Below are 24235 nucleotides of genomic sequence, written 5' to 3'. Positions count from 1 at the left end.
AGAAGAAAGGAAAATTTTTATTCACTAACAGGGTTGTACACAGTTTTATCCACAACCTGTGCAAAGATTGGATAACAAAAATAATCCACAGGGCATAGATCAATAATACCAAAAGTCTCAGATGTTATCAACAGATATTTATCTATCCACATTTGGTATGGATATGTAATTAGCCTAATATTTTCAAAGCATGATATACCTTGACTGCGGGCTGGAATTTTAATATAATCTTCAGTGACTGTCTAGTATTTTCCAGATTTTCTGATATACTGAATTTGTTTGAAGGGGGTGTACATACATTGAAGCGGACTTACCAACCAAAAAAACGTAGACACCAGAAGGTGCATGGCTTTTTAAAAAGGATGGCTACAAAATCCGGCCGTAATGTTCTGAAGAGAAGACGCTTAAAAGGTAGAAAACGTTTATCTGCATAAGGCCGCTGAGTGGTGGCCTTTTCCTAATTGTATACCTTGTGGTACCTTTGGTTAAAATAGTTTAAAAGCCTTACTTAGGAAATGATGATGGCTAATTTTTTTTCTTTAAAAAAAAATTCTGAGTACAGAAACGTTTATCGTAATGGTAAATCGGCTGCAAACCGGTATCTGGTTTTGTATATGTTTCCGAATAAGGGGAATGGACGACGATTTGGTTTCTCTATCAGTAAAAAGGTTGGCAAGGCGGTTTGTCGAAATCGATTGCGCCGAATTTTGAAGGAAATTTGCCGGCTTAATTTGGATCGTTTTCCCGATGGACAAGATTACATCTTCATTGTTCGCCAGCCTTCTTGTGATCAGGACTATCATCAATTAGAAAAACATCTTTGGCATGTTTTTGAAAAATTAAATCCTCAGGAGAGATTATAGTGCGGAAGGCTGTTTTGTTTTTTCTCTTTTTCTATCAAAAATTTATTTCTCCTTTAAAGCCCCGCACTTGTCGCTTTTACCCCACTTGTTCGCAATATTCTATTTTGGCAGTAGAAAAATACGGTGTGGTTAAAGGGTTATGGCTAACGATAAAACGATTGGCCAAATGTCATCCTTTCCACCCGGGTGGATATGATCCATTATAACGTTTGGATGGGCTTTTAAGGAGGTAACACACTTTGTTTCAGTCCATTGTAGATGGAATGACGGCTTTAATGAATTGGCTTTATGGTTTAACAGGAAGTATCGGCATACCCAGTTATGCGCTGGCCATTATTTTGTTAACCATCTTAATTAAAGTTATTTTATATCCTCTTAGTAAAAAACAAATGCATTCAATGGTCATGATGCAAAAATTGGGACCTGAGATTAAAGCAATACAGGATAAGTATAAGAACAAGGACCCGCAAAAGATGCAGCAGATGATCATGGATCTTTACAAAGAAAACAATGTAAATCCCATGGCCGGCTGTTTGCCTTTGTTGGTGCAAATGCCTATTCTGATTGCCCTTTACCGTGCCCTTTACGCCTTTCCATTTAAAAATCCTGAACATGCTCATTTTTTCTGGGTTGCATCTTTAAGCCACAAAGATCCTTACTATATATTGCCTTTAATTGCAGCCGTTACAACTTACTTCCAATCTAAAATGACAACCAATGCTCAAGACCAAACACAAAGAACCATGCTTTATATTATGCCGGTCATGATTGGTTGGATTGCCAGTACGGTGCCTGCCGGATTGGCTTTGTACTGGGTTGTATTTAACGTTGTGGGAATCATTCAACAGTGGTTTATCAATAAAGAGACCCTGCAAATGAAAGAGGGGGTAACCGGAGTTGAAAGTGGTAGAAAAGGTCGGTAAAACCATTGATGAAGCCATTGAACTAGGACTTCAGGAATTTGGTGTCTTGAGAGATGAAGTAATTATTGAGGTACTGGAAGAACCTTCTAAGGGATTGTTTGGACTCATTGGCAGCCGTCCCGCTAAGGTTAAGCTGACTTTAAAAGATAATCCTTCCCGAAGGGTGAATCGTTTTTTAAGCGATGTATTTAAATCCATGGATCTGCCGGTGGAAGTAAGTATCACTGAGCGGGAGCAAATGATTCATGTGAATATGGAAGGTCCTGATTTAGGAGTTCTTATTGGACGCCGGGGGGAAACGTTGGATTCCCTCCAGTATTTAGTTAATTTGATTGTCAATAAGGATCAGGAAGTACGGCATAAAGTAATTTTAGATGTTGAAGGATATCGTCAGCGCCGGGAGGAAACACTGCAAAAATTGGCTTCCAGATTGGCGGATAAAGCCAAACAACGCGGCCGGAGTGTTGTGTTGGAGCCGATGAATTCTCAGGAGAGACGGATTATTCACACAGCCCTGCAGGGACGGGATGATATTTACACCTTTAGTGAAGGGGAAGAACCCTTTAGAAAAATTATTATCTCTCCAAAAAAATAAAGAGTATTGGTTTTGGTTCCTAGGAAAAACTGAACCCAGCAACTGGCGGTTGCTGGGTTTTTCAAATAATGTGATTACTGGCAATGACGGATATGGAGGTACGGGAATCTGGTGTTGGAAGATACCATTGTGGCTATTGCCACCCCCCTTGGGGAAGGAAGCATCGGTGTTATTCGTATTAGTGGTCCCGGGGCCATTGAAGCTGGACGAAAAGTTTTTCGTCCTAAAAAGAATATTAATTGGCATATTAAAGATAACTATCGTCTGGTTTATGGCTATATTGTAAATCCTCAGCAAGAGGAAATCATTGATGAAGTTCTTCTTTCGGTGATGCGGGGTCCTCATAGTTTTACGGCTGAAGATGTGGTGGAAATTAGCTGCCATGGAGGCATTGTTCCCCTGAGAAGAGTGCTGCAGTTATTGTTGAGACAGGGCGCGCGACTGGCTGAACCCGGTGAATTCAGTAAAAGAGCTTTCTTAAATGGCCGCCTGGATTTGTCCCAGGCAGAGTCCATTATTGATATTATCCGGGCTAAAACCGATGCCGGGGCGCAAATTGCCATGGCTCAACTGGGAGGCAGCCTTTCCAATAAAATTTTTACCCTGCAAGACAAGTTATTGAGTTTATTGGCCCAAATTGAAGCCGTAATTGATTTTCCGGAAGAGGATATCGGAGAAGCCAATTTGCAGGAAATGTCCCGCAACTGCAGTGAAATTATAAAAGAGACAGAGCAGTTGTTAGCCAATGCGCAAACAGGAAAAATTTACCGGGAAGGATTGCAGACGGTGATTGTGGGAAAACCCAATGTTGGCAAGTCTTCCCTGTTAAATGCATTATTGCGGGAACAAAGGGCTATTGTAACAGAAATACCCGGTACTACTCGGGATATTATTGAAGAAGTGATTAATATCCGGGGTATTCCCATAAAAATTATGGATACGGCGGGTTTACGGGAAACTCGGGATTTAGTGGAGCAACTGGGTGTTGAAAAATCCAGGGAACTTTTAAATCAAGCGGACTTAATATTATTTGTTCTGGATGCAACCACCGGTTTATCTGCTGAGGATTACCGTGTACTGGAATTAGTTAGGGATAAGAAGGTTATTTTATTAATTAATAAAATTGATGTAGCCTCTATTGGTTTTGATACCGAAGCTCTAAAAGAGTTCTTTCCGAAAAGTCCTATCCTGAAGATTTCTGCAAAAAAAGAAATTGGCCTGGAAACATTGGAGCAAGTCATTATGGATCTGATTCTCGAAGGTAAAGTTACATCAACGGATCAGGTTTTTATATCCAATACCCGACATAAACAGGCTTTGGAACGTTCGATGGACCACCTCCAGGAAGCCTTGCAGGGTATGAAAGCTTTGGTGCCTCCGGATTTAATCTCCATTGATATTAGATCCGCCTGGGAAATATTAGGAGAAATTACCGGAAATACCGTTGGCGAAGATTTAATTGACCGTATATTTTCTGATTTTTGTATCGGTAAGTGAGGTGACAGCAATGCGTTATTGTGCCGGTGATTATGATGTGATTGTGGTTGGTGCCGGGCATGCCGGTTGTGAAGCAGCCTTGGCTTCGGCTAGAATGGGCTGTAAGACACTGGTGATTACCATGAATCTGGATAATGTGGCTCTTATGCCCTGTAATCCCGCAGTGGGAGGGCCCGCTAAATCCCATTTAGTCAAAGAAATTGATGCTCTGGGAGGACAGATGGGTATAAATACCGATCTGACGGCCATTCAAATGAGGATGCTTAATACGGGTAAAGGCCCTGCGGTGCATGCTTTGAGAGCCCAGGCCGATAAATCCAGATATCAGTTGATGATGAAAAAAACATTGGAATCCCAGCAAAACTTGGATATCAAACAATTGCTGGTTGAGGAAATACGGATTGAAAAGGACCAGGTTACCGGTGTGCTAACCCATATTGGAGCGGAGTTTAGAGCCAAAGCGGTGATTGTAACTACCGGGACCTATTTAAAGGGAAGAATTATTATTGGTCCCATCCATTTTCCCGGGGGGCCTAATAGTCAATTCCCATCCGTAACCTTAAGCGATAATTTAAGAGATTTGGGCCTTGAATTAGGCCGCTTTAAAACAGGAACACCGGCCCGGATTGATAAGAGAACCGTTGATTTCAGCAAAATGATCATTCAACCCGGGGATGAAGAACTGCATAATTTCTCTTTTATGTCACCGGTAACCCAGCGGGAGCAGGTTCCCTGCTGGTTAACCTATACTTCCGAGCAAACGCACCAGATTATTCGGGATAATTTACACCGTTCTCCCCTCTATTCCGGAATCATTGAAGGAGTTGGGCCTAGATATTGCCCCTCCATTGAAGATAAAGTGGTGCGTTTTGCGGATAAAAATCAGCACCAAATATTTATTGAGCCGGAAGGCTTAAGTACCCATGAAATGTATGTTCAAGGGATGTCCACCAGCTTGCCTCCGGATGTGCAACTGCAAATGCTGCGCTCTGTTCCCGGACTGGAAAAGGTAGAAATTATGCGGCCGGGATATGCCATTGAATATGACTATGTGGTACCTACTCAATTAAAAAGTACCTTGGAATGTAAAACCCTTGCCGGCCTTTATACTGCCGGGCAGATTAATGGGACCTCCGGTTATGAGGAAGCGGCTGCCCAGGGATTGATGGCCGGTATCAATGCCGCCCTGCAGGTTCAGGAAAAGGACCCCTTCACCCTTACCAGGGCGGAGGCTTATATTGGCGTATTAATTGATGATCTGGTAACCAAGGGTACCAATGAACCCTATCGTTTAATGACTGCTCGGGCTGAATATCGTTTATTATTGCGTCAGGATAATGCAGACCGCCGATTAACCCAAAAGGGCTACGATGTAGGATTGGTCAGCGAAGAGCGATATAAACGGTTTTTAGATAAATGGCGGACCATTGAAGGGGAAATTGATCGCCTAAAAGAGCTGATTATTCCGGCCGTTAAAGAAGTAAATTCTTTTTTAAGGGGTTTTGGCTCCACGGAAATATCCCAGTCCACCCAGGCTATTCATTTAATTAAAAGACCGGAAATTCATCTTAAAGATTTAATGGCCCTGCCTCTGGAATTTCCCCCTATGTCCAGTGAAGTATGGGAAGAGGTGGAGACTGAAATAAAATATGAGGGGTATATAAAAAAGCAATTGGCCCAGGTAGAGAGATTTGAGAAACTGGAAGGCCGTAAATTAAGTCCGGATATTCATTATTCGGACATTCAGGGCCTTTCTTTGGAAGCAAGACAAAAATTGGAAAAATTTAAACCTGCTTCCATTGGACAGGCCTCCCGCATATCCGGAGTGAGTCCTGCAGATATTTCGGTTCTGCTGGTCTGGTTGGAACAGGAAAGGAGAAAGTCCGGTGCAACTGAATCATCTGAATGATTTAGCCCGCTATTTAAAAGAGGCTGCCCCGGTTTTTGGATTTCATTTGGAGGAAACCCAGATTGAATTATTCCAAAAATATTATCAAATGCTCCTGGCAGGAAATGAGAAATGCAATTTAACCGCCATTACCCAACCAAGGGAGGTAGCCGTAAAGCATTTTTTGGATTCCCTGACCTGCCTGCTGGCTCTGGATTTTCCACCGGGAGCCAAGGTTTTGGATGTTGGTACCGGGGCAGGTTTTCCCGGCCTTCCTTTAAAGATTTTCCGGCCCGATCTGGATGTTTTGTTAATGGATTCTTTGCATAAACGGGTTGTTTTCTTACAGGAGACCATTACTCATTTAGGTTTAATTTCTATTTCGGCAATCCAGGACCGGGCCGAGGATTTTGGACGCAGGGAGAATAGCCGGGAAAATTATGATATTGTTGTTTCCAGGGCGGTAGCCAAATTATCGGTACTGGCGGAATATTGCTTGCCCTGTGTTAAAATTGGCGGTTATTTTATTTCCCAAAAGGGACCGGATATGGATGATGAATTAGCAGAAAGCGCCAAGGCTTTGGCAATATTGGGAGGCCGTTTATTGGAGGTAAAAAGATTGCAACTGCCTGTCATTGGCGACGCCCGGAGTATGGTTGTCATTGAGAAGGTAAAATCAACTCCCGGAGTCTACCCCCGAAAGGCCGGGACCCCGGCAAAAAAGCCAATTAGATAATAGAACACGGATTTTACGGATTTTCACTGATTCACGCGGTTTTTTTAATTTTTATTTAAATTTAATATCCGTGCGAATCCATATAATCCGTTAAATCCGTGTTCTATTCTATTTTAATTAGTCATCGTTTATTGTGTTCTCTAGTTTTGGGCGGTATAAAAAGTAGTTTTAAAACATCCCTTTATGTTTCACGTGAAACATTAAAGGGATTATCCTTTTATATTCCATAAGGCCATGATGCCAAAAATAAATAAAACCAGACCGGAACCCCGGTTGATCCAGTTCATTCCCCTTTGGTTGAGGTATTGCCGGAAGCCATTGGCCAGATTACTGAGGATAAACCACCACAGGGCAGAGCCCCAAAAGACTCCCAGGACCAGGGTTATGGCTGAACGATAGCTGGAGCTTTCCACCACGCCAAGACCTGAAAATATTCCTAAAAAAGAGAAGATGGTCATGGGGTTGGTAAGGGTTAAAAGAAAAACAGACAGGTAGGAGCCTAAATAACTATTTTTTATTAGAGGAACTTCCCTGGCTGTCGCCATGGAAAAAAAAGTACGACAGCCAAGATAGCAAAGGAATAAGCCTCCCAGCATATTTAATAGAAGTTTTTGCGATAAAAACAGGTTGGTTATGGCGGTTAAACCAAAACCTGCAATACATCCGTAAAGGGCATCGGCGGAGGCAGCTCCCAGGCCGGAGATAAAACCTTGCATTCTTCCTTTGGACAGGGAACGTTTAATGCATAAAATACCAATGGGTTCAACGGGAGCGGCAATGGAAAATCCAATAATTAATCCTTTAAGAAAGAAACCAATGTCCAACCCCTTTGATCACCTCCTTGCTTTCTGATCTTCATTCAATTTTAGATTCAATGGAACAAACCGGTAATAAGGGAGTTTCTTTGCTTGTTGACAGCACAATGGTTGTTTTGGTTTTCTGTATACCCGGCAAGCCTTTTATTTCTTCGCTGATGATGGACTCCAGTCGACGCATATGCTTACAACGTACTTTTAGTAAGTAATCCTCTTCTCCGGCCACATGATGACATTCCTGAATTTCTGGTAATTGCTGAATCTTGCTTAAAAATAAATTCCGGTTTTCCGGTTTGTTTAAGGTAATATGAATAAAGGCTGTAACTTCGCAGCCAACCGCATGGGGCTCAACCAGAACAGAATAGCCTTTGATGACCCCTCTTTCTTCCAAACGGCGTACCCTTTCGGCTGCGGCCGGGGCCGAAAGCTCTAAATAGGCCCCTAATTCAGACCAGGTAATGCGGCCCTGATGCATTAATTTATATAATGCCTTGTAATCCAAAGAATCTAAATTATAATTTTTAGGAATCAAAATTATATGCACCACTTTTCTTTTTTATATAAATTATAAATAAAATTTACCATTTGTACAGAGAGTTTAAAAGATGAATTTTCACCCCATGTTTCACGTGAAACATGGGTTTTATTATTTTTTAGAAGGAAGAATCAGCAGACTTGTTGAATAGGGTTTAATGAAACCAGCTAGGGGGTGCTCAATTGGGGAAAATCATTACCATTGCCAACCAAAAGGGTGGCGTGGCCAAGACGACCACGGCTGTCAATCTTGGAGCCAGCTTAGCCCAGATGGGCCAACCTGTATTATTAGTGGATATGGACCCCCAGGGAAATGCCAGTAGTGGTTTGGGATTAAATAAAAATGAATTGGAACGTTGTGTTTATGATGTATTGATTAACGATGTTCCCCCGGAAGAAGTGATGATTCATACAGATATAAGAAATCTGGATCTGCTTCCTTCCACCATGCAATTAGCTGGCGCGGAAGTTGAGATGGTGACCTTGCTGGCCAGGGAACAGATTTTAAAGAAGGCTTTGAGTCCACTGAAAAATAAGTATCAATTTATTATTATTGATTGTCCTCCTTCTCTGGGCCTATTAACGCTAAATGCCTTGGCTGCTGCGGATTCATTATTAATTCCGATACAGTGCGAGTTTTATGCCCTGGAGGGAGTGGGGCAGTTAATGAATACCGTACAATTGGTTCAGAAACATCTAAACCCGAAATTAACCATTGAAGGTGTTTTGCTTACCATGTTTGATGCCCGGCTTAACCTGTCCATCCAAGTGGTAGACGAGGTTAAAAAAGTATTTGGCAATAAGGTTTTCCGGAGCATCATTCCCAGGAACGTCCGGTTAAGTGAAGCTCCCAGCCATGGGGTGCCGGTGGTTATCTACGATCCAAAATCAAAGGGCTCTGAAGCATACCAAGAACTCGCCAAGGAAGTGATGGGCATTGACTAAAAAAAGAGGGTTAGGCAGAGGGCTACAAGCGCTGATTCCTGTGGTGGAGAATGATGCTCCTACGCAGGGTGTATTAAAGGAAATCAGAGTTTCCGATATTAAGCCTAATCCCAAGCAGCCCCGCTTAAGAATTGATCAGGAAAAGCTTAAGGAACTGGTGGAATCCATACGGGAATACGGGGTGGTTCAGCCTGTTGTCGTAAGGGCCCAACCCGGAGGAGGATACGAACTGATCGCCGGGGAGCGCCGCTGGCGTGCCTGCCAGCAATTGGGATTAGAATATATCCCGGCCATTGTTAGGGAATATGGTGAACTGCAGTCCGCCGCCATTGCACTGATTGAAAATTTACAGAGGGAAAATTTAAATCCTTTGGAAGAAGCCAGTGCCTACAGACGGCTGATGGATGAATTCCAACTGACTCAAGACCAGGTATCTCAAAGGGTGGGCAAAAGCAGACCCCAAATAACCAATATGCTTCGTCTTTTAAGTCTGCCCAATGAAATCAAGGTATGGCTAAACAATGGCGATCTTACGGCAGGGCATGCCAGGGCACTATTGGGTTTAAGTTCACGGCAGGATCAAATTGAATGGGCCAATCAAATTATTAAAAAGCAGCTTTCTGTGCGCCAAGTGGAAAGCATGGTGAATGAAAGGGCGGAAAAGGACCGGACAAAACCTCGCAAAGAAAAGAAAGAAATACCCAGAAGTCCGGAAGTTCTTGATTTAGAGGATCAACTGAGAACGGTTTTGGGAACCAAAGTGCAGATTAAGACCAAGCAGCGGGGCGGAAAAATTGAAATTGATTATTATAATGACATGGATTTAGATCGCATTATTGAAATCCTTCTTTCGGAAGATAAGCAAATGGCTTAGGTTTCACGTGAAACATTCGCAATCTAGAGGTGAAAAATGACAGGAACCATCGTAAATGCCGCTGCTATTGTTGCTGGTACAGCCCTGGGGCTGTTGTTTAAAAAGGGAATCAGTGAGTCTGCCAAAAATACGGTTATGAGTGGAATTGGTCTGGCGGTTGCTTTAATTGGCTTCAAAATGGCTCTGAAGACGGAAAATGAATTGATTGTTATCCTTAGCTTGGTGACCGGCGGGGTTATTGGCGAGATTTTAAATATTGAAGGATGGTTGGCCCGGCTGGGCTGTTCCCTGGAGGCCCGGGTAGGAGGGGAAAATGGAGAGGTATCCAGGGCCTTTGTGGCCACCAGTTTAATTTATTGTGTTGGGGCCATGGCCATTATGGGGGCTTTAGAGGATGGACTCACTGGCAATCCCTCCACCCTTTACGCCAAATCCCTTCTGGACGGAGTTTCTGCAGTGGTATTCACCAGCACCATGGGTTTTGGCGTTGTTTTTTCGGCCATACCGGTTTTTCTGTATCAGGGGAGTATTACTTTAATGGCCGGTGGCCTTAAGGCATTGCTGACACCGGCTATGATTAATGAAATGACCGCCACAGGAGGGCTCTTAATCGTTGGCATTGCCAGTAATGTGCTGGGGATTAAGGCTATTAAGGTAGGCAACCTGCTGCCGGCCATCGGCATGGCAGTTTTGCTCACCTGGTTATGGTCTAAGTTAAATATCGGCATCTAAGAGACGGTCGCAAAACGATCTTGAAGAGCATCTTAAGAATGGCTGATAACCCGGCGAACAACCTGGCTAGTAAGAAATAGAACACGGATTGAACGGATTTCTACGGATCTCACGGATTTTGTAATTTTAAATTAAAATCCGCGTAAATCCGTATCGTCCGTTTAACCGTGTTCTATTCTCTTTTTATCTTGGGCAATAAAGGGCTGCGCAATCCAACCATTCAGGTTTTTTGCCAGAGCCCTTTTTATGGATCCGAAATGCTATTCCCTGGGTCTAAAAGGGAATGATATTAAAAAGTCGAATTAAGTCATATAGAGACAATAGAGAAGGGGTTTTAAAATTTGCAGAAAGTAGCTATTGTAACAGACAGTACTTGTGATTTGGATTCGGACGTCCTTGACCATTATAATATCAAAGTAATTCCCTTAAAGGTGATCTATCCCCAGGAGGAATATTTGGACAGGGTGAATATTACCCCCCAACAGGTATATGATCGGATGCCGTCGGAAACCCCTACAACCTCCCTGCCTGCTCTGGCTGATATCATGGCAACCTATGACAAATTAAGAAAAGAGCATTTTACCCATATTATATCTATTCATATATCCAGTGGACTCAGCGGCACATTTAACGCGGTAACCACCGCAGCCAGGGAGTTTCGGGATATGGTCATTGAAGTAATTGATTCCAAGGCCTTATCTCTCGGCTTGGGGATCCCGGTATTAGAAGCTGCGAAAACCTTAAAGGAAAGATTGGGTTTTGAAGCGGCTGTGGAAAGAGCCAGAGAGATAATCGGCAAAATAGAGATCTATTACGTTTTATCCACCCTGGATTATTTAAGAAAGGGTGGACGAATTGGCTATGTGGCAGGAACCCTGGGGGAAATGCTGCAGGTAAAGCCCATTATATCCATTAATAAAGAAGGCAAATATTATACCTATGATAAGGTTCGGGGTAGAAAAAAATCCATTTTGCGTTTGTTGAAAATTATCAGCGATAAATTAAGTCATAAGAAAGCCGATGTAGCGGTCCTGCATGGAGGTGCAGAGGAGGAAGCGTTGGAACTGCTGCAAAAAGTAAAAAAACTGACCAATGTACAGGAGGTCCATTTTGGTCAAATTGGACCCGTAATGGGTGTTCATACGGGTCCCGGACTAATTGGTGTTTGTATATGTACGAAGTAAAAGTAATAAGAGAACTTTCCTGATGCGGTCTCGTATAGTAATTTCCAATATTTAACAATCATTTTTGATAACGGCTAACTGGTGATGATTTATATTTAACGAACCTTTTTGTTGTACATTATTATTTGCAATAAAATTATTTTTTGCGTTAAAATGGGCAAACAAAGTAAATCATTTTCAAGATTACATCAGCGATACTTTATCTACGGAGAATCTTATCTTATTAATGCCTGTTAAATTCAGGATTCAATCTGGATTTCCGGACTTTTTTGACAGGAATAAAAAACATGGGAAAAAATAATACTGTAAAAGATTAACGAAGGGGATCAAATCATATATAATATATTTGTTCTACTTTTTGCCAATGAATTTTATAGCTGAAAGCAAAAGGCAAGAAAGTTTCGGACAGAAGAAAAAGCCGAGTATAAGGCGATAAATATTCCAAGCAAGGTGATGATACCATTAATACAGATTTGTGGAAAAGTTTACTAGAGAGTCAGCCTGTTATTATTGTGGTTTTGAGTGTGGTGGTTTTACTTCTAATAATCAGTCAATTTCTTTTACACCGCCGGTTTAAACAGGTTCAAAGAAGGTATAAACTATTGATGCGAGGGCCCGGAGGGGCGGATCTTGAACAAATATTGGACCGTTATGCCAATGGAGTGAAAGGTTTAGAAGAAAAAACCCAGGAAATCAGCCGCAATCAAGAGGTTTTAAATGAAAAAATAGCGGAGGCCCTTTGTAATCCCGGATTGGTCCGCTTCAATGCCTTTGATAACATGGGCAGTGACCTGAGCTTTTCTCTGGCCCTGCTGGATCGCAGGGGCGACGGTGTGGTGCTAACAGGACTTTACGGCAGGGATGAGACCAGGGTTTACGCCAAGCCCTTGCTGAAAGGAACCTCCGATTACAGCTTAACCGAAGAAGAGGAAAAGGCCATCAAGAAAACCCTGGAGAAAATTTAAGGAAGCCAAGGATGCTCAAAGCATGAGCCAATTTAAAATTTAATAAAATTAAGAGAAAAACCCGGTGCTGTTCGGTAGCACCGGGTTTCTTGTTAGGCAAATCTTTGAGCCGTTTTGATTAAGCCCTCGGTAATCAAGTTTGCTAATTTCATAACCAGATTCAGGCGGGTATTTTGCAGGACCAGATACTCCATAAATCCTCCTACGTTAACCACGCCGGTAATATGCAACTGTCCCACCGCCGGCAGGGACTTGTTTACTCCGGCACCGGGCAGCAGCGAGCCGTCGCCAATATTGACAAAACCTACATTCTCCAGGTGACCCAGACAGGCGTCCACGGCGATGATCAGCGCCCGGGGATGCTTAAGGGCAATTTCATCCAGTTTATGATTTAAGTTGCTGGCATGTACCGGATCATCCAGGGTTCCGTAGACGATGAACCGGTGTCCCGGACTGGAAGCCAGTTTGCTTCCCACCAGGGGTCCCAGACAGTCGCCGGTGGACCGGTCGGTACCGATACAGACAATCACCACTTCTTCTGAATAGTTGATATCATAAGCCCGGAGACGGGTGTACAGGTCTGTGCTGAAAAGATCAATGGCCAGGGAGTCCTCCACACCAATCCTGGTTTTAGCAGCTATGGGGGCTTGTTGAGCGGTATTCATTCCCACGGACATAGCAACCATCCTCTCTAAAAACAACAATTACTATATTTATTCCCCGGATGGGTACGGATTATTCCATCGGATTCATTTTTTATAAGTAACTTTCGCCTTTGTAGCATAGTTATCAACCAGGGGGTGAATGGATGATCCGGAGTGAGGGGGCAAAAATGGTAATCCGGCTGGTGGCCACTTATATCGGGGCGGTCATTGGCGCCGGTTTTGCTTCGGGCCAGGAGATTTTACAGTTTTTTATATTGTATGGATATAAAGGACTGCTAGGCGTGCTGGTGGCCACCATCTTGTTTGCCTACTTGGGGGCCAAGGTGCTGGAGCTAAGTGTCAGGCTGAAGTGCAGCAACTATCAGGAACTGCTTGCTTATTTGCTGGGACCCTGGGCCGGGTCTTTTATGGATAAATTAAGCCTTTTTATGCTCATCGGAGGGTTGGGAGTCATGCTTTCCGGCAGTGGCGCGGTACTGCAGGAATACATGGGATTACCCCGGTGGATTGGTATTGGGCTGGCCTTGGTCTTTGTGATCGCCGTCATCTTTAACGGGCTGCGGGGGTTGTTGGCCGTCAATGTTATTTTGGTGCCGGTAAAGCTTTTAGCGGTGGCCATTATTGCCTGTTTGGCTCTGGCCTTCAAAGGATTGCCGCAAAATCTTCCCGTACTTTCCGGTCTAGGCGTAGGGGGGCACTGGTTATGGGCCAGTCTTTTATATGTTTCTTTTAATATGGTAGTGCCCCTGGCTGTTTTGTCTTCCATGGGCCGGGCCGTATCAAAAAGAGTGGGAATCTACGCCGGCTTGCTGGGCGGCCTTGGACTGGGGGTGGCTGTAGCCCTGGTTACCCTGGCCGGATTGGCCTTTTATCCCGAGGTAGCTCATTATCAAGTTCCCATGCTGTACATGGCCTCCGGGGCGAGCTCGCTTTTAAAACCGGTGTTTGCCATACTTATTTGGCTGGCCATTATGACCACCGCCATTGCCAACGCCCATGGTTTTGCCAGCCGGCTGGCTCCCGAGGGGGGAAGGCGCTACCGGGTCATTGGGGTGCTGGCTTGTTTTGCCGTATTGCCTCTGACGAATATCGGTTTTGCCGACCTGGTTAAATTATTATATCCACTCTTTGGTTACGCAGGACTGTTGTTGTTGGCAGCTCTTCTGGTAGTACCGCTGTTTAAATCCAGAATTTACTAAGGAAGGATTTATTCTCAAGAACAGCGAAACAAGGTCATTATCAAGTACCCGGGGGTGTCAATGATTAACTGGCTTGATCTGGTTTTTTTATTCATCATCATCCTTTTCGGCTTGCGGGGAGGTTCCTCCGGGCTGTTTACAGGAATTATAAATATAGCCGGTTTAATCGGCAGTTTTTGGGCGGCAAGCCACTATTACACCCAAGTAGCCCGCTGGCTGGCCGATGAATGGGGCTGGGCGGACTCCCTGGCATCCCTGATCAAGCCCTTGGTTAAGCTGCCGGAACCATTTAATAACCCGGAGGTTTTGAGCCTGCCCGTAAAATTATTAAATCAAATTAGCGGACAGATCCCTCTTCCCTCACCCTGGCCGGACATCATCGGTTATTTGAATCAACTGGGGCCAAACCGGAGTGTAGGGGAAGCCATGAATCTGCTGCTGGCCCAGGGCCTATTAAAAATGATGGTTTTTATCGGAATATTTTTAGTGGCGAGAGCGGCTTTAAAATTTATTGGCGCCATTTTTATTGGGATCTTAAGTTTTACTCCCCTGGGTCCTGTAAACAGGCTGGGCGGATTAGGCCTGGGATTGGCCGCCGGCATCATCCTGGTTGGCATCCTCATAACCATCCTGGTACCGCTGCAAATTCCTTTAGCCTTAATGGGCGCTCAGGGAGTTTTATCCACCCTGAACGAAGGCATCCGAACTTCTATAATCATCAATACCTTTAGCCCACTGGTGAAGGAATGGAAAGTCATACCCAATTTGTTTCCTGAGTTGAATGCCAACTTTTTGAAGCAGTATTTTCATTTTGGAACCGAGGTGTAATCAATTTCCTACCAGGAAAAACTAAACACATCTGTCCGAGAGTAAAAATAAGGAGGAAGATCCATGACCGTAACACCGGAAAAATTAAAATATAATCGCAAGAATGTATGGGAACAGTTTGATGAACCCCTGTATCAGGAAGTGATGACCTTTGCTGAAGATTATAAAGATTTTATCAGTACCGCCAAAACAGAGCGGGCTTGCGTTCAGCAAATTGCAGCCAGAGCGGCCCTTAGCGGCTTTGTACCCATAGAACAATACCAGAGTTTGAAGCCGGGGGATCGGGTGTTGATTACCAGCCGGGCCAAGACGGCTATTCTGGCAGTGATTGGAAGGCAGGGTCTGGAGGAAGGCATATCCCTGGTGGGGGCCCATACCGATGTGCCCCGGCTGGACTTAAAGCCCCAACCGCTGTACCAGGAAGAGGGGTTGGCTTTTTTTAAAACCCATTATTACGGGGGCATCAAAAAATATCAGTGGCTGACCATTCCCTTGGCTCTGCACGGAGTTATCTACCGGTCCGACGGGGAAATGGTGGAAGTTTCCGTTGGAGACCGGCCCGGAGATCCGGTATTTACCATTACCGATTTACTGCCTCACCTGGCCAAGGATCAGATGGCCAAAAAGGTTACCGAGGCTGTGGCAGGGGAGCAATTAAACCTTTTAATTGGTGGTGTGCCTCTCAAGGGAGGAGAAAAGGATTGTGCCATAAAAACAGCCATTCTGAACCTGCTGCACCACCATTACGGCATTATTGAGGAAGATTTTATCAGCGCCGAATTGGAAGCGGTACCGGCAGGCCCGGCCTATGATGTAGGCTTTGACCGCAGTCTGGTGGGGGCCTACGGGCAGGATGACCGGGTTTGTGTATTTACTTCCCTGCGGGCCATCCTGGAAACCACCGCTCCAGCCCGCACGGCAGTGGCTTTATTTATTGATAAAGAGGAGATCGGCAGTACCGGCAACACCGGAATGAACGGACGGTTCCTGGAACATGCCCTGTGGGAGATGGGCAGCCGGATCGATCCCCGTTTTAATACCCTGGACCTTCGGCGGAGCCTGATGCGGTCCATGGCCATTTCCGCAGATGTTACGGCGGGAGTGGACCCCAATTTCGAAGGAGTTCTGGAAAAAATGAATGCCGCCCGGGTGGGCTGCGGTGTGGTGGTGACTAAATATACCGGAGCCAAGGGGAAATATCATACCAATGATGCCCACGCCGAATATGTTGGATATATACGGAGTCTTTTAAACAGCAAAAAAATCACCTGGCAAACCGGTGAATTAGGCAAAGTGGATCAGGGAGGCGGGGGTACCATTGCCCATATCATCGCGGAGATGGACATGGATGTGATTGACTGCGGGGTGCCCTTGCTATCCATGCACGCCCCCCTGGAAGTGGCCAGCAAAGGGGATATCTATGAATGCTACAGGACCTGCAAGGCTTTTTTTGAGGCTTAAACAATAAGGTGCCAGGGCGCATACATCCCGTATGCGCCTGTTAATTTGTCTTTCTGGGAGAGGGATTTCCTGCCAAAACAGAGAAATATTCGTGGAATAAAATGTTTTGCAGGTATTAACCCTCATTAGCTTAAAGGAGGAAACCATGGATCTGGACAGTTTAAAGGCAGGGTTTCTTAGTTATGTTGTGGATGATATTCAGGTAGTTACCACCTCCACCCTGAGAATTATTGGCACCCTGATTCTGGCTAAATTGATTATTCACTTTGGCAGTAAAGCCGTGGAAAAGATCTTGATCAACAAGGCCGGAAAAATTATTCCCGATAATCGGGCCTTAACTTTGTCGGGACTTTTAAAAAGTATTTTGCGTTATGCGGTTTACTTTGTAGCGGCAATCTCCATTATTGAGATATTTATCCCCAATGCGGCCAAAACCGTTTTAGCCGGTGCCGGAATTCTGGGCCTGGCCGTTGGCTTTGGAGCACAAAATCTGGTGCGGGATATTATCACCGGATTTTTTATTCTGTTTGAGGACCAGTATGCCGTGGGGGAATATGTCACTTTAGCCGGTGTTACCGGTACGGTGGAAGAAATGGGCCTCCGGGTGACCAAAATTCGTGAAGGGGGTGGGCAACTGCACATTATCCCCAATGGAAGCATTAACCAGGTGGCCAACTTTAACCGGGGCGGTATGCAGGCCCAGGTGGAAATCGGTATTGCTTATGATGAAGAGATTGACCGGGCTTTGTATGTACTCCATCAAATGAGCCAAGACTTCAGCCGGAAATGGTCCGAAGACCTGCTGGAGGGGCCCGATGTGCTGGGGTTGGTACGTTTTGACCAGTCCGATATGGTGTTGCGGGTGGTGGCAAAAACGAAACCTATGCGCCAGTGGGAAATCGAACGCCAGTTGAGAAAAAGCATTAAGGAAAGTTTTGACCGGGAAGGGATTAAAATGCCCGGCCCGAATAAGATATTTATACCCATTCGGGGAGGTGAACCGGATGCATAAATATCAGGTTGGCGATGTGGTAAAGACCCGTAAACCCCACCCCTGCGGCGGCGACACCTGGGAGATTATGCGAACCGGTGTGGATTTTCGCATTAAATGCCAGAAATGCAACCGGGTGCTGCTGCTTCCCAGACCTAAATTTGAAAAGAGTGTTAAGGCGGTTGTTAGTTCGGTGGAGGATGCTTGAGCGTTAGACGAACGGGCTTTATTGTGGGGCCTGTGGTTAATTTTTCAAAGCCTTCCTCATAGGAACCTCTAACAATAGGACCCAACTTATACTCTCATAAGTCTAACGACTGACCAAAGCACTTGCCCTTGTTAGGGAATAATGATATAATTTGACAGTGTCTTATGAAGGCATGGTTCCACCCTGCTCTATCAAAGAGATAGGGCCGTTAGTCCGTGGGGAGGAGGTGAACTGTTGTGCGCAATTATGAACTGCTGTATATCATTAAGCCCGATGTTGAAGAAGAACAATTAACTGCATTGGTGGAAAAATTCAAAGCCCTGGTGGAAGGGCAAGGTGCCGAGGTTACCAAACTGGATAAGTGGGGAAAACGCCGGCTGGCTTATGAAGTGGACCACATTCGGGAAGGTTTCTACGTTTTAATGCAGTTTAAGGCTGAGCCCGCTGCGGCTGCCGAGTTGGATCGGGTTATGAAGATTACAGACGGCATCCTTCGCCACATGATCGTTCGCGAGGATGAGTAATTAATTTAGGTAGAACAATCCGAGGCGGTGTTAAATATGCTCAATAAGGTGATATTAATTGGGCGTCTGACCCGTGATCCAGAGCTTCGTTATACCACCAGCGGTATGGCTGTGGCCAAGCTGGGTTTGGCTGTTGATCGCCCTCAATTTAATAAGGAACGGGAAAAAGAAACGGATTTTATTGATATCGTGGTTTGGTCTAAGCTGGCAGAGATCTGCGCCAATAATTTGGGCAAAGGTCGGCTGGTAGCGGTGGATGGCCGGCTGCAAATCCGTTCCTATGAAGACAATCAAGGGGTAAAGCGGAAGGTTGCCGAGGTTGTAGCTGAAAACATCAAGTTTTTAGACTGGCCTAGAGATCGGGAGGCTACAGGAGGCAACGCATCCCATGGCAGCGGCAGTGGTAGCGGTTTTGGCAGCGAAATTAGTTTTAACGGAGACGACATACCGTTCTAGGGTTGGACGCGAGCTTGAATAACCGGTACCCGAGCAAGGAGGAAAAACAGTGAAACGTGAACGTGGACGCAGGGGTAAAAAGCGGATTTGCAGCTTCTGTGTTGATAAAATGACTTCCATTGATTATAAAGATCTGCCCAAGTTAAAGAAATACATCACCGAGCGTGGTAAAATTTTACCTCGCCGTATCTCCGGCAACTGCGCGCATCATCAGCGCATGCTGACCGTTGCCATTAAGAGGGCCCGGAATATTTGTCTGTTGCCTTTTACTGCGGAATAAGGAAGTGATGGGGATAACTCCCCGTCACTTCTTCTTTTATTTCGCCTTAAAATACGGTTTTTTTAACCAGAGGGGGCAACAAATAACACCCTGGAAAGGGAGGAAATAGGTCTTTGATCATCGAATATCTATAAGTTATTTTGAGCTACCGTTAGACTAAGAAGAGGTGATCGTTTTTTGGCTTCCTTTATGAACACCCGGTCGCTGGCGGAAGGTGCCGTCATTGCGGGAATAACCGCTGTGCTGGGTTTGCTGGGGATGTTTATTCCCCCGCTTTTTTTAATCATCAGTATTCTCATGCCGATTCCTCTGGCTGTTTTGGTAAGGCGAACGGACCTGCGCGTGGCGGTGCTTTCCCTGCTGGTAACGGGCTTGTTAATGATGGTGCTCTACCCGGATCCTTTGCAGGTGCTGGTAATGTTTATACAGTTTGGGCCTCTTGGACTGGTGCTGGGTCTATTATATAAAAATTATGTTTCTGCCGGACATGCTTTGGCAGCGGCTTCTCTGGTTGCGACCATTGCTTCGGTGGCGGTGATCATGCTGGCCGTCCTGGTCAGCGGTCTCAGTCTGGAAATGCTTCAATCCATGGCCAATGATATACTGGACAAAGCCTTTGATTTCTACCGTCAGGCGGGCACTCCCTTAACCCCGGATCAGCAGCAATTTTACCGGGAGGGCATAAAAACCTCGATTCTTTTACTGCCGGCTGTCTGGATTGTGTCGGCGGTTGTCTCTACCGCCATTTCTTACATTGTTGGCTGCCGAGTATTAAAACGCTTGAACTATAAAGTAAACGTTCTTCCTCCTTTTAACCGCTGGAGGATGCCCTGGTACTCCATTTGGGGTCTGATTGTGGGATTTCTCTGCGTGGTGATTGGTCAACAGTTTGGATTGACAATTTTAAAAGTAGTGGGCCAGAATATTCTTACGGTGTTTGCCCTGGCTTTCTTTGTACTAGGCTTATCGGTGGTAGCTTATTATTACCAGCGGCTACCTTTTTCCAGGCCGTTCCGGGTTTTTCTGCTGATTCTTTTAATCTTTTACATAAGTTTAATGTATATTGGTATTGTGCTGCTGGGGGTCTTTGATGCGACCTTTAACCTCCGGCGGCCTCGTCTTAAGAGTGAAAATAAATAGGAACCAAATGATTCAGGGGGGATAGATATGCAGGTTGTTTTATTACAGGATGTTGCTAAATTAGGTAAAAAAGGAGATATCGCAAACGTTGCGGAGGGTTATGCCAGGAACTTTTTGTTTCCCAGAAACCTGGCCTCTCCGGCTTCCGAAGGGAAATTAAAGGAGCTTTCCACACAAAAGCAGAACCAAGCGGCTAAAAAACAAAAACAGGAAGAAGAAGCAAAGGCGTTGGCTGCCCAAATCAGCAACCTTACCGTAAAACTGCAGGCCAAGGTGGGGGAAGCGGGAAGGCTGTTTGGAGCCGTCAGCAGCAAAGATATTGCCGATGGTCTCAAGACTCAGCACGGCTGCATTGTGGACAAGAAAAAGATTGTTTTAAAGGAACCCATTAAGACCCTGGGCACCCACAAAATTACCATTAAGATTCACCCCGTGGCTCAGGCTGAAATTACCGTGGTAATTACCGCCATCGAGTAAGGGATCAGGAACCGGGACAGGATAAGGCACTGAAAGGAGCACAAAAATGAAGGTTTTCCTCGAGAGGTTCATGAGCAGCAAAGATCAAGTGTCCAGCCAGTTTTCCCAACTGGAGCAGTTGAAGCGCCAGGTCACCGCCATCTACGGACTTTTAAGCAATATTTACGGGTCCGACAAGCTGGTGCTGCGGGCAGGAAAATTGGAAGCCTTACAATTGATGCGATCCGATAAAATTGAGGAAAGGGTACTGGCTTTACAAAAGCTGGTATTTGAAGATCCAACTTACGAAGCACTGCCTACCATGGAAGAGATCCCGGATATCTTAGAAGCCATTCAAGACGAAATTGCCGACATCATTGCCCGCCGCACGGTGGAAGAAGAATTGGAAAAGAAGATCGGCGAAAAAATGAACCAGCGGCACGAAGACTATATTCGAGAAATCAAAATGCAGGTAATTAAAGAAAATACCGGCCCGGAAAATGCCCAGACCCTGAAAAGACTGGCCATTTTAGAAAAGCTGGATTCCAAGAAGCTGGCCTCTTCGGCCATGAAGCTGCTGCGCCCGGAAACCTTTGAGGAGATTGTCGGACAGGAGCGGGCGGTTAAAGCGTTGCTGGCCAAGCTGGCCTCTCCCTTTCCACAGCATATAATCCTCTATGGACCTCCGGGTGTGGGCAAAACCACTGCCGCCCGGCTGGCTTTAGAGGTGGCCAAGAGTATGCAAGGGGTGTCTTTCTCCAAAGATGCTCCCTTTGTGGAGGTGGATGGAACAACCCTCCGCTGGGATCCCCGGGAGGTGACCAACCCCCTGCTGGGGTCCGTGCATGATCCCATTTATCAGGGCGCCCGGAGGGATTTGGCCGAAACCGGAGTGCCCGAACCCAAACTGGGTCTGGTTACCGATGCCCATGGGGGTATTTTATTTATTGATGAAATCGGCGAGTTGGACCCTGCCCTGCAAAATAAACTTTTAAAGGTATTGGAGGATAAAAGGGTTTTCTTTGACTCTGCCTATTATGACCCCAATGACCCCAACGTTCCCCAGTACATTAAAAAGATTTTTGCCGAGGGAGCGCCCGCAGACTTTGTTTTGATTGGAGCCACTACCCGGGATCCGGAGGATATTAATCCGGCCGTTCGTTCCCGTTGTGCCGAGGTGTTTTTTGAACCGCTAACCCCGGCGGCCATCCAGAGGATTATCCACCAGGCGGCGAAGAAACTTCAGGTGGAGATGGATGAACAGATTCCGGAGACCATTTCTGAATATACCATTGAAGGACGCAAGGCCATCAGCATTTTGGCCGATGCCTATGGTCTGGCCTGCTTCCGGCAGCAGAGCGAAGGAACCCAAGGGTCGGTTTATATTACCCAGCAGGATGTTTACGAGGTGGTGCAGGTTAGCCGTCTGACTCCCTATGTATTGCGCAGGGCGTCTGCAGACCAGGAAGTGGGCAAGATCTTTGGGCTGGGTGTTTCCGGCTACCTCGGCTCGGTTTTAGAGATTGAGGCGGTGGCTTTTGAAGCCCGGAGCCAGGGCCAGGGGAATATCCGTTTTAATGATACTGCCGGCAGCATGGCCAAAGACTCTGTCTTTAATGCGGCTTCCGTCATCCGTAAAATATCCGGTAAAGATATCAGCAACTACGACCTTCATGTTAATGTGGTTGGGGGCGGCAGAATAGACGGACCTTCTGCCGGAGTGGCCATGATGCTGGCCATGCTCAGCGCGGTTCAAGACCTGCCCCTGCCCCAGGATATTGCGGTAACCGGGGAAGTTTCCATCCAAGGCAAGGTTCGGGCCGTCGGCGGAGTTTTTGAGAAAATTTACGGCGCTAAGCAGGCGGGAATTAAAAAGGTGTTTATACCGGAAGAAAATCATAAGGACGTGCCTGCCGATTTAAAGGGCATTGAAGTGATTCCCGTATGCAACGTAGAAGAGATATTGGCCGCCATTTTACCCGGTTATAAACTGCCTATATTAGCCAGTTAACCGGTTAATATAGTTAACCTTTTTGCTTTTAAGAGCTGGCCTGTATTTCAAAGGCAAGGCCTGAGTAATGCTCTTCAGGCCGAAGGGCTGAACTCTAAAAATACCGGATTGTATGAAAGAGGATTACCTATGCTGGAGCGTGTGCCACCACAAAACATAGATGCGGAACAATCGGTGCTCGGGGCAATGCTTCTGGAGCGGGAAGCCATTTTTAAAGTGATGGAGTTTCTCAAACCGGAAGATTTTTACAGGGAGGCTCACCGGATTATTTATCTGGTGATTTTGGAACTGACCGAAGGTGGTAATCCGGTAGACTTAATTACTGTAACCGATCTCCTGCGGGATAAAGGAGAACTGGAAAAGGTGGGCGGCATTACATACGTGGCTACCCTGGCCAATCTGGTCCCCACCGCCGCCAATGTGGAGTACTACGGGCGAATTGTGGAAGAAAAAGCCTTATCCCGGGCCTTGATATCGGTTACCACCCGGATTTCCACCCGGGGATATGAAGGTTCCGAGAATGCGGAAGAACTTTTAGATGAAGCGGAACGCAGCATTCTGGAACTGGGTCAGCGCCGTAGCACGTCTACTTTTACACCGATCAAAGAGACCCTGGTCAGCGCTCTGGAGAATCTGGAGCATGCCTATAACAACCGGGGAAAAATTACCGGCATTCCTACCGGCTTTATTGAGTTGGACCGCATGACCAACGGGTTTCAAAAAGGAGATTTAATTATCCTGGCAGCCAGGCCCAGTATGGGAAAAACCGCCTTGGCCATATTGCTCGGCCTGCACGCCGCAGCCAAACATCAGGTTCCGGTAGCCATCTTTAGTCTGGAAATGTCCAAGGAACAACTGGTTCAAAGGATGCTGTGCTCCGAGGCCATGGTGGACGCCCACCGGGTGCGAACGGGCAATCTGTCCGATGAGGACTGGGGTAAACTCAGCGAAGCTGCCAGATATTTATCCCGGGCGCCCATTTATCTGGACGATATCGGGGCAGTCACCGTCCAGGAAGTTCGTTCCAAATCCCGCCGGTTAAAGGCGGAAAAAGGCCTGGGCCTTATTATCATTGACTACCTGCAGTTGATGTCCGGCGGCAAGCGTATTGAAAACCGCCAGCAGGAAATTGCCGACATCTCCAGGAAACTGAAAGGACTGGCCAAAGAGCTGGAAGTGCCGGTGCTGGCCCTGTCCCAGTTAAGCCGGGCGGTGGAAAGCCGTACCGATAAACATCCCATGATGTCGGATCTCCGGGAGAGCGGCAGTATTGAACAGGATGCCGATTTAATTATGTTTATTTACAGGGACGAGTACTATAATCCGGAATCCGAGAAAAAGGGCATTGCCGAGGTGATTATTGCCAAACAGCGGAACGGTCCGGTGGGTTCTGTGGATCTGGGCTTTTTTAAAGAATATACAAAATTCGTAAATTTAGCGAAACGAGAGTAAAACCCGACATTGT

General features: G+C 45.8%; 28 protein-coding genes. 25 read left to right on the top strand and 3 right to left on the bottom strand.

The genetic code is table 11. The features are described 5' to 3' along the window. The first annotated feature begins 299 nt into the window (after window positions 1–299). The 8 genes from rpmH (at window position 300) to rsmG (ending at window position 6502) form a co-directional block, all read left to right on the top strand. On the top strand, window positions 300–434 hold the full coding sequence (gene rpmH, locus DESRU_RS20470) for a 50S ribosomal protein L34 (protein ID WP_013843848.1): 135 nt from the start codon (window positions 300–302) through the stop codon (window positions 432–434). An 87-nt stretch (window positions 435–521) separates the two neighbouring features. After that, window positions 522–863 carry a ribonuclease P protein component gene (gene rnpA / locus DESRU_RS19635; RefSeq protein WP_013843847.1) on the top strand — a complete coding sequence of 114 codons (342 nt, stop codon included), beginning with the start codon at window positions 522–524 and terminating at the stop codon, window positions 861–863. Then, entirely contained in the window at window positions 863–1069 is a 207-nt protein-coding gene (gene yidD / locus DESRU_RS20465) for a membrane protein insertion efficiency factor YidD (RefSeq protein WP_187290597.1), read from the top strand. The genes rnpA and yidD overlap by 1 nt, the downstream gene beginning before the upstream one ends. Window positions 1070–1102: 33 nt before the next feature. Further along, window positions 1103–1786 carry a YidC/Oxa1 family membrane protein insertase gene (locus DESRU_RS19630; protein WP_013843845.1) on the top strand — a complete coding sequence of 228 codons (684 nt, stop codon included), beginning with the start codon at window positions 1103–1105 and terminating at the stop codon, window positions 1784–1786. Next, window positions 1761–2381 (top strand): RNA-binding cell elongation regulator Jag/EloR, encoded by a 621-nt coding sequence (gene jag / locus DESRU_RS19625; RefSeq protein WP_013843844.1) that lies wholly within the window; start codon window positions 1761–1763, stop codon window positions 2379–2381. Before DESRU_RS19630 ends, jag begins: the two co-directional genes overlap by 26 nt. Before the next feature lie 111 nt (window positions 2382–2492). Beyond that, a complete protein-coding gene (mnmE, locus tag DESRU_RS19620) occupies window positions 2493–3878 on the top strand; it encodes a tRNA uridine-5-carboxymethylaminomethyl(34) synthesis GTPase MnmE (protein WP_013843843.1) in 1386 nt (461 codons plus the stop codon). 10 nt (window positions 3879–3888) lie between these two features. Then, a complete protein-coding gene (gene mnmG / locus DESRU_RS19615) occupies window positions 3889–5787 on the top strand; it encodes a tRNA uridine-5-carboxymethylaminomethyl(34) synthesis enzyme MnmG (protein WP_013843842.1) in 1899 nt (632 codons plus the stop codon). Next, on the top strand, window positions 5765–6502 hold the full coding sequence (rsmG, locus tag DESRU_RS19610) for a 16S rRNA (guanine(527)-N(7))-methyltransferase RsmG (RefSeq protein ID WP_013843841.1): 738 nt from the start codon (window positions 5765–5767) through the stop codon (window positions 6500–6502). Before mnmG ends, rsmG begins: the two co-directional genes overlap by 23 nt. A 209-nt stretch (window positions 6503–6711) precedes the next feature. Here rsmG and DESRU_RS19605 read toward each other — a convergent pair whose 3' ends face one another. Next, window positions 6712–7326 carry a LysE family translocator gene (locus tag DESRU_RS19605; RefSeq protein ID WP_013843840.1) on the bottom strand — a complete coding sequence of 205 codons (615 nt, stop codon included), beginning with the start codon at window positions 7324–7326 and terminating at the stop codon, window positions 6712–6714. Window positions 7327–7357: 31 nt separating this feature from the next. Beyond that, window positions 7358–7819, bottom strand: coding sequence for an Lrp/AsnC family transcriptional regulator (locus DESRU_RS19600; RefSeq protein WP_207635956.1), 462 nt, complete (start codon window positions 7817–7819; stop codon window positions 7358–7360). A gap of 215 nt (window positions 7820–8034) precedes the next feature. Between DESRU_RS19600 and DESRU_RS19595 the strand changes: the two genes are divergently transcribed. From DESRU_RS19595 to DESRU_RS19575, 5 genes are all read left to right on the top strand, one after another. Continuing rightward, window positions 8035–8796: a ParA family protein gene (locus tag DESRU_RS19595; RefSeq protein WP_013843838.1), complete on the top strand. Its 762-nt coding sequence runs from the start codon at window positions 8035–8037 to the stop codon at window positions 8794–8796. Next, window positions 8789–9670 carry a ParB/RepB/Spo0J family partition protein gene (locus DESRU_RS19590; protein ID WP_013843837.1) on the top strand — a complete coding sequence of 294 codons (882 nt, stop codon included), beginning with the start codon at window positions 8789–8791 and terminating at the stop codon, window positions 9668–9670. Before DESRU_RS19595 ends, DESRU_RS19590 begins: the two co-directional genes overlap by 8 nt. Before the next feature lie 36 nt (window positions 9671–9706). Then, window positions 9707–10402 (top strand): DUF554 domain-containing protein, encoded by a 696-nt coding sequence (locus tag DESRU_RS19585; protein ID WP_013843836.1) that lies wholly within the window; start codon window positions 9707–9709, stop codon window positions 10400–10402. A 341-nt stretch (window positions 10403–10743) separates the two neighbouring features. Further along, window positions 10744–11586 carry a DegV family protein gene (locus tag DESRU_RS19580; protein ID WP_013843835.1) on the top strand — a complete coding sequence of 281 codons (843 nt, stop codon included), beginning with the start codon at window positions 10744–10746 and terminating at the stop codon, window positions 11584–11586. Window positions 11587–12098: 512 nt separating this feature from the next. Beyond that, window positions 12099–12551, top strand: coding sequence for a DUF4446 family protein (locus tag DESRU_RS19575; protein ID WP_274377007.1), 453 nt, complete (start codon window positions 12099–12101; stop codon window positions 12549–12551). A gap of 92 nt (window positions 12552–12643) precedes the next feature. On the opposite strand, the gene yyaC is transcribed toward DESRU_RS19575, so the two are convergent. Beyond that, entirely contained in the window at window positions 12644–13228 is a 585-nt protein-coding gene (gene yyaC / locus DESRU_RS19570) for a spore protease YyaC (RefSeq protein WP_013843833.1), read from the bottom strand. Window positions 13229–13359: 131 nt separating this feature from the next. On the opposite strand from yyaC, the gene DESRU_RS19565 reads away from it, so the two are divergent. From DESRU_RS19565 to dnaB, 12 genes are all read left to right on the top strand, one after another. Further along, entirely contained in the window at window positions 13360–14415 is a 1056-nt protein-coding gene (locus tag DESRU_RS19565; RefSeq protein ID WP_013843832.1) for a YkvI family membrane protein, read from the top strand. A 60-nt stretch (window positions 14416–14475) separates the two neighbouring features. After that, the gene (locus tag DESRU_RS19560) at window positions 14476–15243 is read left to right on the top strand and encodes a CvpA family protein (RefSeq protein WP_013843831.1); all 768 of its coding nucleotides are present in this window, start codon (window positions 14476–14478) and stop codon (window positions 15241–15243) included. A 63-nt stretch (window positions 15244–15306) separates the two neighbouring features. Then, on the top strand, window positions 15307–16704 hold the full coding sequence (locus tag DESRU_RS19555; protein WP_013843830.1) for an aminopeptidase: 1398 nt from the start codon (window positions 15307–15309) through the stop codon (window positions 16702–16704). A gap of 145 nt (window positions 16705–16849) precedes the next feature. Then, window positions 16850–17716: a mechanosensitive ion channel family protein gene (locus DESRU_RS19550; RefSeq protein ID WP_013843829.1), complete on the top strand. Its 867-nt coding sequence runs from the start codon at window positions 16850–16852 to the stop codon at window positions 17714–17716. Then, window positions 17709–17903, top strand: a complete 195-nt coding sequence (locus tag DESRU_RS19545; RefSeq protein ID WP_013843828.1) for a DUF951 domain-containing protein — start codon at window positions 17709–17711, stop codon at window positions 17901–17903. Before DESRU_RS19550 ends, DESRU_RS19545 begins: the two co-directional genes overlap by 8 nt. Before the next feature lie 236 nt (window positions 17904–18139). Next, the gene (gene rpsF / locus DESRU_RS19540) at window positions 18140–18427 is read left to right on the top strand and encodes a 30S ribosomal protein S6 (protein ID WP_013843827.1); all 288 of its coding nucleotides are present in this window, start codon (window positions 18140–18142) and stop codon (window positions 18425–18427) included. 36 nt (window positions 18428–18463) lie between these two features. Further along, a complete protein-coding gene (locus DESRU_RS19535; protein ID WP_013843826.1) occupies window positions 18464–18883 on the top strand; it encodes a single-stranded DNA-binding protein in 420 nt (139 codons plus the stop codon). 49 nt (window positions 18884–18932) lie between these two features. Further along, the gene (gene rpsR / locus DESRU_RS19530) at window positions 18933–19163 is read left to right on the top strand and encodes a 30S ribosomal protein S18 (RefSeq protein ID WP_013843825.1); all 231 of its coding nucleotides are present in this window, start codon (window positions 18933–18935) and stop codon (window positions 19161–19163) included. 177 nt (window positions 19164–19340) lie between these two features. Continuing rightward, on the top strand, window positions 19341–20303 hold the full coding sequence (locus tag DESRU_RS19525) for a YybS family protein (protein WP_013843824.1): 963 nt from the start codon (window positions 19341–19343) through the stop codon (window positions 20301–20303). A 27-nt stretch (window positions 20304–20330) separates the two neighbouring features. Further along, window positions 20331–20780, top strand: a complete 450-nt coding sequence (rplI, locus tag DESRU_RS19520) for a 50S ribosomal protein L9 (protein ID WP_013843823.1) — start codon at window positions 20331–20333, stop codon at window positions 20778–20780. A gap of 46 nt (window positions 20781–20826) precedes the next feature. Beyond that, window positions 20827–22770 carry a Lon family ATP-dependent protease gene (lonC, locus tag DESRU_RS19515; protein ID WP_013843822.1) on the top strand — a complete coding sequence of 648 codons (1944 nt, stop codon included), beginning with the start codon at window positions 20827–20829 and terminating at the stop codon, window positions 22768–22770. A gap of 129 nt (window positions 22771–22899) precedes the next feature. Next, window positions 22900–24222, top strand: a complete 1323-nt coding sequence (dnaB, locus tag DESRU_RS19510) for a replicative DNA helicase (protein WP_013843821.1) — start codon at window positions 22900–22902, stop codon at window positions 24220–24222. Window positions 24223–24235: the final 13 nt, after the last annotated feature.

Source organism: Desulforamulus ruminis DSM 2154 (assembly GCF_000215085.1).
In the GTDB taxonomy this organism is placed as follows: Bacteria; Bacillota; Desulfotomaculia; order Desulfotomaculales; family Desulfotomaculaceae; genus Desulfotomaculum; species Desulfotomaculum ruminis.
This window is presented reverse-complemented; position numbering and strand designations above follow the sequence as displayed.

What these genes read in the sequence shown, in the direction of transcription:
- lonC (WP_013843822.1), top strand. Translation starts at nt 20,827, where the DNA reads ATGAAGGTTTTCCTCGAGAGGTTCATGAGCAGCAAAGATCAAGTGTCC.
- rnpA (WP_013843847.1), top strand. Translation starts at nt 522, where the DNA reads ATGGCTAATTTTTTTTCTTTAAAAAAAAATTCTGAGTACAGAAACGTT.
- yyaC (WP_013843833.1), bottom strand. Translation starts at nt 13,228, where the DNA reads ATGTCCGTGGGAATGAATACCGCTCAACAAGCCCCCATAGCTGCTAAA.
- mnmG (WP_013843842.1), top strand. Translation starts at nt 3,889, where the DNA reads ATGCGTTATTGTGCCGGTGATTATGATGTGATTGTGGTTGGTGCCGGG.
- DESRU_RS19555 (WP_013843830.1), top strand. Translation starts at nt 15,307, where the DNA reads ATGACCGTAACACCGGAAAAATTAAAATATAATCGCAAGAATGTATGG.
- DESRU_RS19560 (WP_013843831.1), top strand. Translation starts at nt 14,476, where the DNA reads ATGATTAACTGGCTTGATCTGGTTTTTTTATTCATCATCATCCTTTTC.
- rplI (WP_013843823.1), top strand. Translation starts at nt 20,331, where the DNA reads ATGCAGGTTGTTTTATTACAGGATGTTGCTAAATTAGGTAAAAAAGGA.
- DESRU_RS19585 (WP_013843836.1), top strand. Translation starts at nt 9,707, where the DNA reads ATGACAGGAACCATCGTAAATGCCGCTGCTATTGTTGCTGGTACAGCC.
- DESRU_RS19535 (WP_013843826.1), top strand. Translation starts at nt 18,464, where the DNA reads ATGCTCAATAAGGTGATATTAATTGGGCGTCTGACCCGTGATCCAGAG.
- DESRU_RS19565 (WP_013843832.1), top strand. Translation starts at nt 13,360, where the DNA reads ATGATCCGGAGTGAGGGGGCAAAAATGGTAATCCGGCTGGTGGCCACT.
- dnaB (WP_013843821.1), top strand. Translation starts at nt 22,900, where the DNA reads ATGCTGGAGCGTGTGCCACCACAAAACATAGATGCGGAACAATCGGTG.
- DESRU_RS19550 (WP_013843829.1), top strand. Translation starts at nt 16,850, where the DNA reads ATGGATCTGGACAGTTTAAAGGCAGGGTTTCTTAGTTATGTTGTGGAT.
- DESRU_RS19545 (WP_013843828.1), top strand. Translation starts at nt 17,709, where the DNA reads ATGCATAAATATCAGGTTGGCGATGTGGTAAAGACCCGTAAACCCCAC.